The organism is Nostoc sp. UHCC 0252, assembly GCF_034931145.1.
Taxonomy (GTDB): domain Bacteria; phylum Cyanobacteriota; class Cyanobacteriia; order Cyanobacteriales; family Nostocaceae; genus Nostoc.
Window position 1 is genome coordinate 44,797 of record NZ_JAYGHE010000034.1, and the last position, 18,585, is coordinate 63,381.

Sequence of the window (18,585 nt, forward strand, 5' to 3'; positions counted from 1 at the left end):
ATTAAAATACAACGCAATTGCTGCTGGAGAAAATTTCGGCTGTGGTTCGAGTCGAGAAATTGCCCCCATTGCCCTGAAAGCCGCTGGTATTAAAAATATTCAGGCTAAATCGTTTGCCGAAATTTTTTATCGCAATAGCATCAATATTGGGCTGCCACTAGAAATTTTAGGAGAAAAACAAGAAAATTCTGTAGTAGATGCGATCGCACAAGCAGGTGGACTGATACCTTTTAATCAAATGCGTCGTCAGGGAAAGATCAGTATTCCTAAGAGCGTGACTTCTAAACGACCCATGACTTTAGTGGAAAAACTCTTGGCTAAAGCCTCCAGTAATCCCTACGTCCGGACAGGAGAAGTGGTTTTTGTCCACGTCGATTTAGCTCTATCCCATGATGCTGTAGCTGGGTCTGTAGCCAAGACATTTTATAAACACTATGGAGAAAATGCCAAGCTGTGGGATGCTCAACGGGTGGTTTTAGTTGCAGATCACTTTATCCAAGTCAATGATATCCGTGCTGACCACAAAGCTAATCTCATGTATGAGCAGATGGTTGAGTTTGCCAAAGACCAAGGATGTCATTTGTTTGATATGGTCTCCCCTGGTGAAGCTGCGGGTATCTGTCACGTCTTACTACCAGAAAAAGGACTTGTGCGGCCAGGAATGATAATTGCTGGTACAGATTCGCATACCTGTACCTACGGGGCATTGGGAGCTTTTTCCACCGGTGTCGGCACTACAGATATGGCGAATATCTATGCAATGGGGGATATGTGGATTCGTGTCCCTTCAACGTTAGTATTCGAGTTGACTGGAACCTTACCTCCGCATATCAGTGCCAAAGATATTATCTTGTTTATTCTGGGACAAATTGGTTGTGCTGGTGCTATCAGTAAAGTGATGGAGTTTCGCGGGTCAATCCTCTTACAACTACCTTTTGATGAACGATTGACTCTAGCCAATATGGCCGTTGAGTGTGGTGCTATCTGTGGCTTGATTGTGCCTGATGAGACTACCCGAAATTATGTGAAAAGTCGTTCTACGCAGGAATTTACAGAGATTATTGGCGATCTTGATGCTGAGTACGAAAAAGTATATCAATTTGACCTCAGTAATCTAGAACCACAAGTTGCCCGTCCTCCAAAACCAGATCAAGTAGTACCGATTAGTCAGTTAGAAGAAGTTCCAATTACCAAAGCTTTTATTGGCTCTTGTACAGGCGGCAAACTCTACGATTTAGCTCAGGTCGCCGAAGTTTTGCAGGGTCGCCAAGTGGCAGACGGCGTGAACCTGTTTATTGTCCCTGCAAGTATTGAAATTAGAGAAAAAGCCCAAGAATTAGGCTATTTCGACATTTTTCTACAAGCAGGCGCACAGATTCTCAAGTCAGGTTGTGGAGCTTGTATCAATTCTGGAATTGGAGTTTTGGATAAAGAAGAAACCGGGGTTTATGCAACCAATCGTAATTTTAAAGGACGTAGCGGCGATCCTACAGGAAAAAACTATTTGGCTTCACCAAGAACGGTGGCGATATCAGCCATAAATGGCAAAATTAGCTGCTTTCTTGATTAAATAAAAATTTTTCCTGATCTGAGCTTTGATTTATTGATGAGTGTGTCAAATAATGGAAACTTTACCTCTTAAAATTTACGACCAAACGCTGCGGGATGGCGAACAACAGGCAGGTATTTTCTTCTCTTACCCAACTAAACAAAAACTGGCTCATCTGATTGCCCAAACAGGAATCAATGGATTCTGTATTATGCCTTGCGTCTGCAAGCAAGAAGCTGACCTAGCTAAAACATTATTATCAGAAAATTTAGAAAACTTTCTCATTGCTGATACTTTAATGAACAAGCAGTCCATTGATTTTGCTAAGGACTGTGGCATTAGGCGCATTGTTCTTTTTAATGCTCTTTCTGACCGATTACTCTTTCTGCGAGATTCTCATATCCGTAGTTTGAACGAATTTAAAGGACAAACCATTGATGATAATATCCCAACTCAGGTAATCAATAAAATTCGTCAAAATTCTATTGATTTAATTGTCGAAAATTTACGCTATGCCACGACAGTTGCTGGGCTGAAGGTAGACTTCGCTGCTGAAGATGCTTCCAGAGCCGATTTTGATTTTTTAGTGCAATGTATCCGCTCTTTTAGTCCTTATATTGAAAACTTTATCCTCTGTGATACAGTTGGAATCCTTAGTCCAGAAAAGAGCTATATCTGGGTTAACAATCTGCTCCAATCCACCACAGGGGTCGCTTTCGGATTACATTACCACAATGATATGGGCATGGCCTTAGAAAATACCCTCCAGTCTCTGATGGCGGGAGCAACTTTGGTATCGGGTACTTTTAATGGAATTGGAGAAAGAGCTGGCAATGTTTCTATAGAGCAGGTGTTAAATGGATTGCGAGTCCGTTTTGGAATTGAAGTCAACGCAATTAACTATGATATTGTTGACAGAGTAACTAATTACATTGAGAAATTGGGGATTCGTCCTGCCACTCCTTATTCTCAAGCTGCTCAACGTCATGAGTCAGGTATCCATGTTAATTCGTTGTTTTCAGATCCATATAGTTATGCAGTTTTTCCTCACGGTACTATAGACATTATTTTTGGCAAATGGAGTGGAGCTAGTAATTTTCAGTACCTGTTTGAGAAACAACTACAAAATCCTCAATCGAGAAGTCAATACGAAAAAATGCGCTCAGTAATTAAATCGCTCGCTACGGAACAAGAACGTTACTTTACAGCCAATGAAATATTAGATTTATGGAAAAATGGTGTATTTGAGTAAGGATTTTGTAAGAAAGATTATCCTGAGCGATGACTCGGATAAGTCCTGTTTTTTGTGCTTCTGCCGCTTATGTTTATTCACCTCGCTCTACCTTGAAAAAGTTTTACATGAATTATTCTTTATTTTCAAATTTTAATCCTTTTTGGGAACAAGTAAAAGCGGTCGCGGGGCCTTATTGGTATCCAACAGAGCCAGGAAAGAGAGCATTTTCAGATGTAATTCGTGCATGGGGAATGCTTGCTCTTTTAATATTGTCAGTAATTGCATTAGTAAGCATCAATGCGTTTAATAGCTTTGTTGATCGCTATATACTCGATGTCTTGATTCAGGATAAAGATTATTCTAAATTTATTAACACCTTATGGCTTTATATCCTTTGTCTTGTCTGTGTAACAATCCTGGTAGGATTTTCTAAATTCCTCAGACAAAACATTGCTCTTAATTGGCATCAATGGCTAAATAATGAAATGTTATCAAAGTATTTGAGCAACCGTGCCTATTATAAAATTAACTTTAAATCTGATTTAGAGAACCCAGATCAACGTCTATCTCAAGAAATTGAACCTGTTACCACTACTGCTGTGAGTATTTCAACTAATAGCCTAGAAAAATTGCTAGAAATGATTGTTTTTTTAGGAATCCTTTGGTCAATTTCTTCCTTAGCGGCAGTTGTTATAGTTATTTATACAATCATAGGCAATGGCATTGCTACTTATTTTAGTAATCAGTTTAATAAGATTAATCAAAGTGAGCTTGAATTTAAAGCTGAGTACAACTATGCTTTAACTCATGTTCGTAATCATGCTGAATCAATAGCTTTTTTCCAAGGAGAAAATCAAGAATTAAATGTAATTCAACAAAAATTTAATAATATTATTGTTAATAATAAATTCAAAATTAATTGGGAGAGAAATCAGGAAATATTTAAAAGAGGCTATCAGGCTCTTATCCAAGTTTTCCCTCTTGTCATACTTGGTCCTTTATATATTAAAAATGAAATCGATTTTGGACAAATTATTCAAGCTAATATAGCTTGCAATCTATTTGCTACTGCTGTTGCAGCATTGATTGATGAATTTGGTAATTTTGGCAAATTTTCAAGTTATATTGAGCGTTTAAATGAATTTTCTCAGGCATTAGCAGAAGTCACTAGGCAACAAGAGAATGTTAGTGTTATTAAAACCATAGAAGATAATCGTATAGCTTTTGAAAATATTACTTTAAAAACGCCTGATTATGAACAAGTGATTGTTGACAATTTGTCAATGTCTGTTCAACCAGGAGAAGGTTTGTTAATTGTAGGGCCTAGTGGTCGAGGTAAAAGTTCTTTATTAAGAGCGATCGCAGGTTTATGGAATGCGGGGACTGGTCGTTTAGTCAGACCTCCTCTAGAAGAAGTTTTATTTTTACCTCAACGTCCTTACATAATTTTGGGAACTTTGCGTGAACAGTTACTTTATCCTCATATAAATCGACAAATGAGCGATGCACAACTCAAAGAAATATTACAGCAAGTTAACCTCCAAAACTTACTGAACAAAGTTGATAGTTTTGATCAAGAAGCCCCCTGGGAAAATATATTATCTTTGGGAGAACAACAGCGTTTAGCTTTCGCACGGCTATTAGTTAATCGTACTAGCTTCACTATATTAGATGAAGCAACAAGTGCTTTAGATTTGACAAACGAAGAAAATTTATATCAACAACTACAAGAGACAAAAACAACTTTTATTAGTGTAGGACACCGAGAAAGTTTGTTTAATTATCATCAATGGGTTTTAGAACTTTCACAAGGTTATAGTTGGCAACTTATAAGTATTAAAGAATACTCTCAATCCGCCAATAAAATAAAGAGCTTAAAAAACGCTTCCAAGTAAGTTAAATTCTTGATTATCTTTAAGAATTTAATTTTTCTAAAATAAAAAAAATTAAATTAAGAAGCCTGAAAGTTCTTAGGATTCAACTCATTACAACTATTTAAGAAACTACGTATGAAGATTTTAGGTATCAACTCGGTTTATCATGAATCAGCAGCATCTTGTGTAATTGATGGTAAAATTGTTTCCGCAGTTGAAGAGGAAAGATTTAATCGTTATAAACACGGCAAACCTGCACACATTGATAATTCGCACGTTCTCCCTATACACTCCATTAATTTTTGTCTCAAAGATGCCAATTTAAATGTTGAAGATATCGATTTGATTGCATTTTCTTTTGACCCTAAGTTACGTCAGAAGAGTTTTGAAATTGATCCAATCAGTATTCCAGGTGATTGGGGGAGTATAAAAGGGGAAAAAACATTTCTTTCCAGCTTGGAACAAGTCAAACTTTCTTTGAACCATGTCTTGGGCGATAAATCAGCAGAGAAACTTATTTGGGTTCCTCATCATCTAGCTCATGCAGCCTCCGCATTTTTTCCTTCTGGATGGAAAGAAGCAGCAATTTTAGTGATTGATGGGATTGGTGAAAATGCTTCTTCGATTGGAGCTTATGGTTATGAAAACAGACTCGGTATTTTACATGAAATCCCATATCCTCATTCTTTAGGTTTTTTATGGGAAAAACTGTCCCAATTTCTCGGTTTTTCGGAATATGATGCTTGCAAAGTTATGGGATTAGCAGCTTATGGACAAAGCAAAACCAGACAAGCAGCATTTTCTCAGTTTGCACACATTACAGATAAGCACTTTACTCTAGACAAAGAACTGCTTCGCTTTCGGGTTGGCGAATTTGAATTTTTAGAAGCGCTACTAGGTAAAAGTAGAAAGAAAAATGAATCTATAGAACAACATCATAAAGATATTGCAGCTGCTTTACAAGTATTTACCGATTGCGCCGTCTTGCACTTAGTTGAAGAGCTTTACCGCCTCTGTCCATCAGAGAATTTGTGCTATGCGGGAGGAGTCGCTCTCAACTGCGTTACTAACTGGTTAATTAAAGAAAAAGGCCCATTCAAAAACATCTTTATTCCAACAGCTCCCCACGATGCTGGAACCGCCGTTGGTGCAGCTTTGTATGCTTATCATACGCGGTGTAATCAGCCAAAAATTCAGATTCCGCAACTCACACCACATACAGGGCCGGAATTTACAACTGAAGAAATCCTTTTAGCAATTGAAGAATCTGGTCTGACTTTCAGACGCTCAATAGATAGTGCCATCGAAGCAGCTGATATGGTTGCAGATGGTAAAGTCGTCGGTTGGTTTCAAGGTCGGATGGAATTTGGGCCTCGCGCTCTCGGTAATCGTTCTTTGTTAGCCGATCCGCGCTATGCGACTACACGAGAATTGCTCAACCAAAAGGTAAAGCACCGAGAAGATTTCCGGCCTTTTGGCCCTAGCATTTTAGCTGAAAAAGCCGAACAGTGGTTTGAAATTGGTCGTCACAGTGAAAGCTTAAAATATATGCTCTTTACTTGTCCGGTACGACCAGAAAAAAGAGAAAAAATTCCGGCTGTCATTCATATTGATGGCACAGCAAGAGTCCAACTAGTAGACAGACAACTCAACCCCAGTTACTACCGATTGATTGAAAGATTTGAACAGCGCACAGGAGTTCCAGTAATTCTCAACACATCGTTTAATGACAGTGAACCGATAGTTTGCTCTCCTAAAGATGCCATCTCAACCTTTAAGCGCACAGCTATTGATGCTTTAGTTATGCAAGATTTTGTAATCGAACGGAAAAATTAAAAACTATGACAACTACCGAATTAATCAGTTCAAAGCTTCGTAATCAGAGGATTAGCACTATTTCTTCAAAGCTGACAGGAGAATATACAGTAGTTACTGATTTAGTTAGTTACTCTCAACCAGACCAAGTATTTCCTATACATCCTGAGCAGCAATTCTTTCTCGACGAACTTATAAAAGAAAAGATTACTAATGCACGGGTGCTAGAAATTGGACTGGGATCGGGTGTGTTATCTATTGGCGCACTCAAAGGCGGAGCAATTCACGTCACGGCACTGGAAATCAATCCCCGCGCCAAGAACTATGCAGGTTTCAATATCCTTGCCAATGGATTAGAGGGCAAAATCGAAATTCGGGATGGTAATGTCAACGATCTTTGGAAACCAGTACGGGGCGATCGCTTTGACTATATCATCTCCAATCCGCCTTTTGAACCGACACCACAGGGAATGACCCACTATCTGCACTCAGCAGCTGGGATTTGGGGACTTGATTTTGTAGAAGGAATGTTCAAAGAACTCGACAACCATCTGACAGCAGCAGGATATGCACAAATTGTTACCTTTGCTCCGGGTAATGCTCAAGAACCATTCATGCTAGCAAATATGGCTCAGAAGTATTTAAAAGGCGAGACAGAAATCAAGGTGAATCCGATTTCAATTAAGTTTGCTTACTTTGTTGATAGATATGTTGAAAACGGACAGGCGACTAGAGAACAAGTAGAAGAAATGAAAAAATTAGCACAAGAGAATGATGTTTCTCACTTGTATCTGTGCGTGCTTCATTACAACAGTCAGGGTAAGCGATCGCTCGCTATGACAGAGATGACTTTAGCGTATGAATCTTGGCTAAATCCTTTGTAAAAATCACATCGTTAGGATAGTAACTACGGAGTATAAATTAGCAATGACGAACAATTCTGCTTCCCAAAAACAACCACAAATCTTTCCCCTTTCGCACGGTCAACAAGCGATGTGGTTTCTCTACCAAATCGCACCACAAAGCCTTGCTTACAATATTTTTATTACAGTGCGGCTATGCGGGGAATTAGACTTGGGCGCATGGCATCGAGCATGGCAAAAAATTGTCGAACGCCATTCTATCCTACGAACTACCTATACCGAGCGCGACGGTCAACCTTTTCAAGTAGTTCACCCATACCAAGAAGTTGATATTCAGGTGATAGATGCTTCTTTGGGGAGCGAAGACTACTTGAGGAAGCAAATTCTGGCAGAAACAGACAGACCCTTCAACTTAGAAAGCGATCGCGTGCTGCGAGTACGTCTATTTACGCGATCGCCACAAGAACATATCCAATTGCTATCTATGCACCACATTGCTGGGGATATGTGGTCTTTTGATATTCTGCTTAACGAACTTCAGATTTTTTATGCTGCTGCACAAAATTCCGTCAGCGATCGCATTCTGCCGCTTCCTCGTCTGTCATACACAGATTATATCTATTGGCAGAGCGAGATTTTAGCAAGTTCTAGGGGCGAAAAATTCTCGACTTATTGGCACAAACAATTAGCTGGTGAGTTACCGCTTTTAGATTTACCTTTGGATAAACCGCGATCGAGAGTGCAGACTTATCGTGGAGCTTACCATCTCATCGAGCTAGATCGAGAACTGCACCAAAAACTTAGGCTGTTGGGAGAATCCAAAGGAGCAAACCTTTATACAACTCTCCTCGCTGCTTTTTTCGTACTGCTTTATCGTTACACGGGTCAAGAAGACATTCTAGTAGGCAGTCCGATGGCAGGTCGGTCAGCGAGAAAAGAGTTTAAAGAAATTGTCGGCTACTTCACAGATCCCGTTATTTTACGAGCTTTTATTGCGGGGAACCAAACCTTCCTTGAATTTCTAGCTCAAGTGCATCGTACTGTCTTCGGGGCACTTAGACATCAAGATTATCCCTTTCCCTTATTAGTCAAACAACTAGTATCCGAGAGAGATCCCAGCCGTCCGCCTCTATTTCAAGTTGCATTTACTTGGCAAAAACATCGCTGGTATGAACAAACTCAAAACTTATCACAGGAATCAGAAAAAACGCTGCTTTTGATGGAGCCTTACCTGATAGCAGGACATCAACGAGGAGCCGCATTTGATATAGATTTGGCAGTCGTTGAAGCTGGTAATTCCCTTCAGCTTTGCTGGCAATATAATACTGATTTATTTGATGCTGCCGCGATCGCTAGAATGGCAGAAAATTATCAAATTTTGTTAGAAGGTATTCTATTTAATCCAGAGCAACAGGTTTCAGAATTGCCATTGTTAACGCCAAAAGAACGACATCAGTTGCTCTTTGAGTGGAACAATACAGAATTTAAGCATCCCCAAGATAAATGTATCCATCAATTGTTTGAAGAACAGGTGCGACGAACTCCCGATGCCATAGCAGTGGAGTTTGGCAGTGAACAATTAACATACAAAGAGTTAAATCAGCGTGCCAATAAATTAGCTCACTACTTGCAAACTCTTGGGGTGGAGCCAGAGGTGTTGGTAGGGATTTATGTAGAGCGATCGCTTTTCATGCTCATAAGTATTCTTAGTATCCTAAAAGCTGGCGGTGCTTACGTACCTTTAGATCCAGCTTATCCTGCTGAAAGATTGACCTATATACTAAATGATTCTCAGGTATCGGTACTGTTAACTCAACAGAAATTGACGGCGCAGATATTCGAGCAAAATTTACAGGTGCTTTGTTTAGATACAGACTGGGAGACAATCTCACAGTTCAATCAAGAGAATCTAGTTAGTAATGTTCAGTCAGAAAACTTAGCTTATATAATTTATACTTCGGGTTCTACAGGCAATCCTAAAGGTGTTTTAATTAATCATCACAATGTAGTTCGTTTATTTGCCGCAACTCAGACTTGGTTTAACTTTAGCGAATGTGATGTCTGGACATTATTTCACTCGTATGCTTTTGATTTCTCAGTTTGGGAAATCTGGGGTGCTTTAATCTACGGTGGCAAACTGGTAATAGTACCTTACTTAGTCAGTCGGGAGCCAGAAGCTTTTTATGAGTTATTGTGTCAGAAGCAAGTCACAATCCTCAATCAAACACCTTCCGCCTTCCGCCAACTGATTAAAGCAGAAGAATCTACGAAAGTTGCTGGAAATTTACAGTTGCGTCTAGTGATTTTTGGCGGAGAAAGCCTGGAATTAGAAAGTTTGAAGCCTTGGTTTGAGCGTCATGGTGACACCTCGCCGCAGCTAGTTAATATGTACGGAATTACAGAAACCACCGTACACGTTACCTATCGTCCCCTGAAAATTACCGATCTTGATACTAATGCCAGCGTTATCGGTCGTCCCATTCCAGATTTACAAGTATACGTACTAGATCAATATCAGAAACTAGCACCGATTGGTGTCAAGGGCGAGATGTACATTAGTGGTGCTTCTTTAGCTCGTGGTTATCTCAATCGTCCTGAACTTACTAAGGAACGGTTTATATATAACCCCTTTGAGGAGACAGGAGAAAGTGAATTTTTATATAAAACAGGAGATTTAGCGCGTTATTTACCCAATGGCGAACTGGAGTATTTAGGACGCATCGATAACCAAGTTAAGATTCGTGGTTTCCGTATTGAATTAGGAGAGATTGAGAATGCGATCGCTTCTTATCCAGATATGCAAGAAAGTGTGGTATTAGTACGAGACGATGAACCAGGCGACAAGCGTTTAGTGGCTTATGTAGTGTCGAATCGAAAGCAATCTCTCAAAGCTGGAGAACTGCGTCGCTTCCTCAAACAAAAGTTGCCAGAATACATGATACCTGCTGCTTTCGTGCAGTTAGAAGCTCTGCCACTCACAGCAAATGGCAAGGTAGACCGTCGCGTATTGCCGAAACCTGATACAGCTAGACCAGAATTAGAAGCAGTTTATCAAGCACCCAATACTCCTGAAGAAAAGCTTTTAGTAGACATTTGGACGCAAATTCTCGGCTGGGAGCAAGTAGGCATTCATGATAACTTCTTTGCTTTAGGCGGAGATTCGATCCGCAGTATTCAAGTCCAATCTCTAGCCCAAAAACATGGCTTGAGTTTTTCTGTAGCGCAGGTATTTCAATACCAGACGATTCACGAGCTAGTCCAAGAGTTGAAGTTTGTTGAACATACTACAAGGTTAGAATTTAGTCAACCATTTAGTCTGATTTCGCCAGCCGACAAACAGCAGTTACCCGAAGGTGTAGAAGATGCTTATCCCGTAACAAGGCTGCAAATGGGAATGTTGTTTCATAGCGAGTACAGGCGAGAAAGTGCAGTCTATCACGACATTTTCAGTTTTTACCTCCAAGCCGCCTTGGATGTTCAGGCTTTGCAGTTTGCTGTGCAAGATTTAGTCAATCATCACGCTGTACTGCGGACTTCATTTGAGCTAAGTAGTTTTAGTCTGCCGTTGCAGCTAGTGCATCAAAAAGTTGAGATTCCCTTACAGGTGGAAGATTGGTGTCATTTACAGAACTCAGAGCAGGAAGAGGCTTTAGCGGCTTGGTTTGAATCGGAAAAGAAATCGCACTTTGAATGGATTCATGCTCCCCTAGTGCGCTTTTTTGTGCATCGCCGCACACAGGAAACCTTTAATCTGACCGTGAGTTTCCACCATGCCATTCTCGATGGCTGGAGTGTCGCTTCTTTAGTGACTGAGTTGTTTAAACGCTATTTGGCGATTTTGGACGAGCAAGTTGATTTTAGCTTGCCACTGTTAAGTAGTGTATTCCGAGATTTTGTAGTCTTAGAGCAACAAGCGATCGCTTCGGCAAATTCTCAGCAATACTGGAGTGAAAAGTTAAAGGATAGCAGCATAACTAAACTACCTCGCTGGTTTGTTTCCCCAACTCAGGCGGTAGGACAACAATTTTGCTTCCAAGAAGTGCCACTATCTTCTGAAATTTCTGGAGGCTTGAAACAGCTTGCCAAGTCTGTAGGAGTCCCACTAAAAAGTGTGCTGCTGGCTGCCCATTTACGAGTATTAAATCTTCTGAGCGCAAACGCAGATGTTCTCACAGGTTTAGTAACTAACGGACGACCAGAACAAACTGATGGGGAGCGAATTCTAGGATTATTCCTCAATACCTTGCCATTTCGCCAAGAATTGTCTGGGGGAACTTGGATAGATTTAGTCAAAGCAGTGTTCGCAACCGAACAAGAATTGCTGCCGCACCGCAGATATCCATTAGTCGAAATCCAGAAAAGCTTAGGTGGTCAGGCTTTATTTGAGACAACTTTTAACTTCACGCATTTTCATGTGTACGAACAGTTGCAAGAACTCAAAAGCTTGCAGCTATTAGGTAAAAAGTTTTTTGAAGAAACAAACTTTACTTTTAATGCTGGCTTCAACCTCAATCCAGATTCATCTCAAATTGAACTCAGTTTGGGCTACGATGCTTGTGAGTTATGCCCAGGGCAAATCAACAAAATTAGCGATTATTACGCTAATACCTTGGCTGCAATGGCAAACGAGCCAACAGGACGTTACGAATTACACCATCTGCTGTCTGTAGAGGAACAAAATCAGCTGTTAGTGCAGTGGAACAACACTCAAACGGATTTTCCCAAAGAGTTTTGTATTCACCAGCTATTTGAGGCACAAGTAGAGCAAACACCAGATGCGATCGCAGTAGTCTTTGAAAATGAGCATCTCACTTACGCTCAACTGAACGCCAAAGCCAACAAATTAGCACATCACTTACAAACCCTGGGTGTGAAACCAGAGGTGATGGTAGGAATTTGTGTAGAGCGATCGCTTTTCATGCTCATCGGTATTCTTGGGATCTTGAAAGCTGGTGGTGCTTACGTACCCTTAGATCCAGCTTATCCGAGTGAGCGATTGGCTTATATATTGAGTGATTCTCAGGTGCAGGTATTGCTGACTCAAGAGAATTTACTAGCAGCATTACCAAATCACACAGCAGAGCTTCTCTGTTTAGATACCGACTGGGTAACAATTAGTACTCAAGGAGCAGAGAATCCCCACATTCAAGTGCAAGCTAGTAACTTAGCTTATGTGATTTATACTTCTGGGTCTACCGGACAACCGAAAGGAGTAATGATTGAACATCGCTCTTTAGTGAATTTCACGCAAGCGTTCACAGATAAGTCTAAAATCAACAAACGCAATGCCTACGGTGGGCAAAGTCTACGCTTTTTACAATTTTTATCTATTAGTTTTGATGGCGCAGCAGCAGAAATCTATCCCTGTCTTCTCTGTGGTGGAACATTGGTGATTGCCACTTCTGAGGTATTTACTTCTGTTAGCAAGTTTTTACAAAAGTCCGAAGAATGGCAGATAAGCGTCTGGATTTTACCGACAGCATACTGGCATCAGTTGACCTCGGAATTAGCCTGGACGCAAAAGCTGATTCCCCCATCAATTCGACTAATAACTATTGGCGGCGAAGCAGCACAAGAGCAGACATTAAGGCTATGGCAGAAATCTGTAGATGAGAAAATACGCAGCCATCAATTAGGCGAACCACCATTGTTAATTAACTGCTACGGGCCTAGTGAAACCACAGTAGTTGCCACGACGTTGAAATTATCAGATTTTCTGAATGTCAGCGATCCCCAAACACTTTTGCCGATTGGAGAACCGATTGCCAATATCAAAACCTATATTCTAGATCGATATCAACAGCCAGTGCCTATCGGCGTACTCGGCGAATTGTATATCGGTGGCGAATGTTTAGCCAGAGGTTATCTCAACCGTCCAGATTTAACAGCAGAAAAATTCATCGATTGGACTTTCCAAAAATCGCAGCGCCTCTATAAAACTGGTGATTTAGCGCGTTATTTACCCGATGGTAAGATTGAGTTTCGCGGTCGAATCGATCGCCAAGTCAAAATTCGCGGTTTCCGTATTGAACTAGGGGAAGTTGAGGCTGCGATCGCCTCTTTTGCCGGAGTGCGAGAAAATGTAGTTATAGCCCGCGAAGACCAACCAAGTAACAAAAGCTTAGTTGCTTATGTAGTTGCAAATCAACAGCCATTACCCAGCAGTGAACTACGCCGTTACTTGCAACAAAAGTTACCTGAGTATATGCTGCCCTCTGCCTTTGTGGTGCTTGATGCTCTACCTTTAACACCAAATGGTAAAGTAGACTTGCGCGCCCTACCAGAACCAGAATTCCACCCAGAACTACAACAGAATTTTGTAGCGCCTCGAACTCCCATTGAGGAAATGCTAGCTAGCATTTGGGCAGAGGTACTAGTAATTCCCCAAGTAGGTATTTATGATAACTTCTTTGAGCTAGGTGGACATTCCTTACTAGCCACTCAAGCGATTTCCCGGTTACAAACTACTTTGGACATAGAATTTCCATTACGCAGCTTGTTTGAAGCTCCTACCATTGCCGAGTTAGGCGATCGCATTCAGATCGCAATTAGCAATGGGCAATCTGTGCAAACTCCACCTTTATTACCTATTCCTCGTTCTGCCCAAATCCCATTATCCTTTGCTCAGAGGCGGATCTGGTTTCTGAAGCAATTAGAATCAGACAGCGCATCCTACAATAGCCCGGTCGCTTTGCGTTTTAGTGGCAAACTCAACATAACTGCCCTAGAATCCAGCCTCAATGCAATCATTAGTCGTCACGAAGCCCTACGCACAAACTTTGTCACCGTAGATGGACAACCCGTTCAAGTCATTGCTGCAACTCTGAATCTAAAACTGCCCCTCGTCGATTTGCAGCATTTGCCTATTCAGGAACGAGAAGTAGAAACGCAACGATTAGCGAAAACAGAAGCCTTGCAGCCTTTTGACTTAGAGCGAGAGTCTTTAGTACGAGTTAAATTGCTACAGCTAGATCAAGACGAATACGTATTATTACTAACACTACACCACATTGTTTTTGATGGTTGGTCGTTTGGCGTACTCTACGGAGAGTTAGCAAAACTTTACTTAGGATTTTGTACTAACGACATCCCAGTTCTACCTGAATTACTGATACAGTATGCCGACTTTGCCGTTTGGCAACGGCGTTGGTTAACTAGAGAAGCACTTCAAACTCAAATCGACTACTGGAAGCAACAACTCAAGGATGCTCCCACTTTACTCGAATTGCCCACAGACCGACCGCGCACAGCCATTCAAACTTTCCAAGGGGCGCACCAATATGTCACACTGCCACCTAATTTAAGTCAAGCACTTGCCAACCTCAGTCGGCGAGAGGGAGTCACTTTGTTCATGACTCTATATGCAGCGTTTGTCACCTTGCTTTATCGCTATACAGGCTCAGATGACATTCTAGTAGGTACGCCGATTGCTAACCGCAATCATCCAGAAATAGAACGGTTAATTGGCTTTTTTGTCAATACTTTAGTGCTACGTACCCAATTTCAGGGCAACCCCAGTTTTCAAGATGTTTTATCTGGGGTGCGAGAGATGGCACTGCAAGGCTATGCCCATCAAGACTTGCCCTTTGAGGAGTTAGTCGAGGTATTGCAACCAGCGCGTTCCTTAAGTCATTCACCACTGTTTCAAGTAATGTTTGTGTTCCAAAATACTCCCGTGCCTGTAATAAATTTGCCGGAGTTAATGGTTAGTTCCTTAACAGTGGAAACAGGAACCACAAACTTCGATTTGACCCTATCGATGGAAAATACTGCTTCAGGATTAATCGCTGAATGGGAATACAACAGTGATTTGTTTGATGATTCTACGATCGCGCGGATGGCGGGACAATTTCAAGTTTTACTCGAAGGAATTGTTAACTCACCTTCTAGCCGAATTTCTGATTTACCTTTACTTAGAGAGTCAGAACAGCAACAGTTATTGAAGGAGTGGAACTCTACCTTTGCAGAGTATCCCCAGCATAAATGTATTCACCAGCTATTTGAGGCACAAGTAGAGCAAACACCAGATGCGATCGCAGTAGTCTTTGAAAATGAGCATCTCACTTACGCTCAACTGAACGCCAAAGCCAACAAATTAGCACATCACTTACAAACCCTGGGTGTGAAACCAGAGGTGATGGTAGGAATTTGTGTAGAGCGATCGCTTTTCATGCTCATCGGTATTCTTGGGATCTTGAAAGCTGGTGGTGCTTACGTACCCTTAGATCCAGCTTATCCGAGTGAGCGATTGGCTTATATATTGAGTGATTCTCAGGTGCAGGTATTGCTGACTCAAGAGAATTTACTAGCAGCATTACCAAATCACACAGCAGAGCTTCTCTGTTTAGATACCGACTGGGTAACAATTAGTACTCAAGGAGCAGAGAATCCCCACATTCAAGTGCAAGCTAGTAACTTAGCTTATGTAATTTATACTTCTGGGTCTACCGGACAACCGAAAGGAGTAATGATTGAACATCGCTCTTTAGTGAATTTCACCCATGCTGCAAGATATGATTATGGAATTGGGAAGCGCGATTGTGTATTGCAATTTGCATCAATTAGTTTTGATGCCGCAGCAGCAGAAATTTATCCCTGTCTTACCTGTGGTGGAAAGTTAGTTTTAAGCACCTCAGAAATTTACACTTCCATCGCTAAATTTCTGCAAAAGTCCCAAGACTGGCAGATCAGCGTCTGGATTCTACCAACAGCATACTGGCATCAGTTGACCTCGGAATTATCCTTCACCCAAGAGCTGATTCCCCCATCAATTCGACTGGTATTTATTGGTGGCGAAGCAGCACAAGAGCAGACATTAAGGCTATGGCAGAAATCTGTGGATGAGAGAATACGTAGCCAAAGGCGCGAAGAACCGCCATTATTATTTAACGTCTACGGCCCTAGTGAAACAACGGTAGATGCTACGGCGTTTAAATTCTTACAATTGCAGCCAAGCGATCGCCACTTTATATTACCGATTGGTCGCCCCATTAGTAATGTTAAAACCTATATTCTAGATCGATATCAACAGCCAGTGCCTATAGGCGTACTCGGCGAATTGTATATCGGTGGCGAATGTTTAGCCAGAGGTTATCTCAACCGTCCAGATTTAACAGCAGAAAAATTCATTAATTGGACTTTCCAAAAATCGCAACGCCTCTACAAAACTGGTGATTTAGCGCGTTATTTACCCGATGGTAAGATTGAGTTTCGCGGTCGAATCGATCGCCAAGTCAAAATTCGCGGTTTCCGGATTGAACTAGGCGAAATCGAAACCGTACTCACCACGCACCCGCAAGTAGAAGATGCAGTAGTTATCGACTCTGAAGATGTTCCGGGTTCTAAACGCTTAATCGCTTATGTAGTTGCTTACGAACAATCTTCATTCAAAAATCAATTGCGGGACTACTTAAAACAAAAGCTACCAGATTACATGATTCCATCAGCTTTTGTAATTTTAGAAAAATTACCACTTACCCCTAATGGTAAGGTTGACCGCCAAGCCTTACTAGCATATCAAGTTAATAATGATGCTGATAGCTTTGTTTTGCCACGTACTTATACTGAAAAAGTTTTAGCAAAAATTTGGCAGGATGTCTTAAACCTAGAACAAGTAAGCGTCTTGCAAAACTTCTTTGAATTGGGTGGCGATTCGATTATTAGCATTCAAATTATTGCCCGCGCTCATCAAGCAGGTTTACAAATCACGACAAAACAACTGTTTCAGCATCAAACCATTGCCGAATTAGCGATCGCCACTGTAAATACAACAACATCTATAGTTGCCGAACAAGGTTTAGTTACCGATATTGTCCCCCTCACACCGGTTCAGCATGGATTTTTTGAAGAGAATTGGACTGAGCCGCACCACTTCAACCAATCGATGCTGCTTGTAGTGACACCAGACTTAAAGCCAGAGTTATTAGAGCAGGGGTTGCAAGAATTGCTCGTACATCATGATGCGCTGCGAATGCGGTTTGTGCGAGATGAATTAGGATGGCAGCAGCAAAATAGTGACGACTGCCAACAAGTCCCCTTCCAAGTTATCGATTTATCATCTCTGGCGGAAGAAGAACATAAAGCAGCAATTGAGCAACAAGCAAATCAACTGCAAACTACATTGAACCTGGCACAAAGGCCTTTGCTGCGTGCAGTACTGTTTAAACTAGGCAACGATCGCCCCGGTCGGTTATTGTTAATTGTTCATCACCTAGTAGTAGATGGAGTTTCGTGGCGAATTTTGTTAGAAGACCTAGCCACAGCTTACCAACAATTGCAGCAGACACAAACTATTCAACTGCCGCCTAAAACCACTTCCTTTCAAGATTGGGCAATTCGACTACAAGATTACGGGCGATCGCACTCCTGCCAGCAGGAGTTAGACTACTGGTTAGCTCAGTGCGATCGCGACATTAGACCAATACCTGTAGACTATCCGACTGGGTTGGCAGCTAACACAGTAGATAGCACTGAGGAAACCACAGTTTTCCTGAGTGCGGCAGAAACCACTGCTTTATTAGAAAAAGTGCCATTGGTTTACAATACTCAAATTAATGATGTATTGCTGACTGCATTAGTCCAGACATTTGCTCAGTGGACGGGTAATTGCGCTTTGTTGGTTGAATTAGAAGGTCACGGACGGGAAAAACTATTTGAAGATATATATCTATCGCGCACTGTTGGCTGGTTTACCTCCATTTACCCCGTCCGCTTGGAATTCAGTGCAGCCTTCGATTTGGGAGTCGCCCTGAAGTCGATTAAGGAGCAATTGCGGCGAATTCCTAATCGGGGTATTGGCTATGGCATCCTACGGTATCTCAGTCAAAATGCTGAGATCCGAAAAAAACTGCAAGAGATCGCTAGATCGCAGATATGTTTTAACTACCTGGGACAACTGGATCAAGTGCTATCGTCAAATATTTGGCAAAAATTTGCCCAAGAAAATCCAGGACAGGGTTTGAGTCCTTTGGCAAAGCGTAGCTATTTACTAGATGTAGTCGGCTCAGTAGTTGCAGGCAAATTGCAAATGACTTGGTTTTATAACCGCAACGTCCATCGACGCGCAACTATCGAAGGTCTGGCAAATGAGTATAACTCGGTATTGCGATCGCTAATCGCTCACTGTCAGTCTTCTGAAGGAGGTGGATATACGCCTACAGATTTTCCTCTTGTTGATTTGAGCCAAGAGGATCTTGACGATTTGCTGTCTAAAATTGATTTAAGTTAAACCACTACAGTTTCTCCAAAATA

General features: G+C 41.4%; 6 protein-coding genes and 1 pseudogene. All 7 read left to right on the top strand.

Features of this window, described 5'->3' with window-relative positions:
* Positions 1-16: 16 nt before the first annotated feature.
* Positions 17-160: pseudogene (locus VB732_RS19265) on the top strand (3-isopropylmalate dehydratase); the annotation flags it as partial.
* Between the two features lie 132 nt (positions 161-292).
* Positions 293-1,570: a 3-isopropylmalate dehydratase large subunit gene (locus VB732_RS19270; protein WP_323232534.1), complete on the top strand. Its 1,278-nt coding sequence runs from the start codon at positions 293-295 to the stop codon at positions 1,568-1,570.
* Positions 1,571-1,622: 52 nt separating this feature from the next.
* On the top strand, positions 1,623-2,801 hold the full coding sequence (locus VB732_RS19275) for a 2-isopropylmalate synthase (RefSeq protein ID WP_323232518.1): 1,179 nt from the start codon (positions 1,623-1,625) through the stop codon (positions 2,799-2,801).
* A gap of 107 nt (positions 2,802-2,908) precedes the next feature.
* Entirely contained in the window at positions 2,909-4,678 is a 1,770-nt protein-coding gene (locus VB732_RS19280; protein WP_323232519.1) for an ABC transporter ATP-binding protein/permease, read from the top strand.
* A 114-nt stretch (positions 4,679-4,792) separates the two neighbouring features.
* Positions 4,793-6,493, top strand: a complete 1,701-nt coding sequence (locus VB732_RS19285; protein ID WP_323232520.1) for a carbamoyltransferase — start codon at positions 4,793-4,795, stop codon at positions 6,491-6,493.
* 5 nt (positions 6,494-6,498) lie between these two features.
* Positions 6,499-7,356 carry a class I SAM-dependent methyltransferase gene (locus VB732_RS19290; RefSeq protein ID WP_323232521.1) on the top strand — a complete coding sequence of 286 codons (858 nt, stop codon included), beginning with the start codon at positions 6,499-6,501 and terminating at the stop codon, positions 7,354-7,356.
* Between the two features lie 43 nt (positions 7,357-7,399).
* Positions 7,400-18,562, top strand: a complete 11,163-nt coding sequence (locus VB732_RS19295; RefSeq protein ID WP_323232522.1) for a non-ribosomal peptide synthetase — start codon at positions 7,400-7,402, stop codon at positions 18,560-18,562.
* The last annotated feature ends 23 nt before the right edge of the window (positions 18,563-18,585 follow it).

Coding starts and splice junctions, on each gene's coding strand:
- VB732_RS19295 (WP_323232522.1), top strand. CDS start 7,400: ATGACGAACAATTCTGCTTCCCAAAAACAACCACAAATCTTTCCCCTT.
- VB732_RS19275 (WP_323232518.1), top strand. CDS start 1,623: ATGGAAACTTTACCTCTTAAAATTTACGACCAAACGCTGCGGGATGGC.
- VB732_RS19270 (WP_323232534.1), top strand. CDS start 293: ATGACTTTAGTGGAAAAACTCTTGGCTAAAGCCTCCAGTAATCCCTAC.
- VB732_RS19285 (WP_323232520.1), top strand. CDS start 4,793: ATGAAGATTTTAGGTATCAACTCGGTTTATCATGAATCAGCAGCATCT.
- VB732_RS19280 (WP_323232519.1), top strand. CDS start 2,909: ATGAATTATTCTTTATTTTCAAATTTTAATCCTTTTTGGGAACAAGTA.
- VB732_RS19290 (WP_323232521.1), top strand. CDS start 6,499: ATGACAACTACCGAATTAATCAGTTCAAAGCTTCGTAATCAGAGGATT.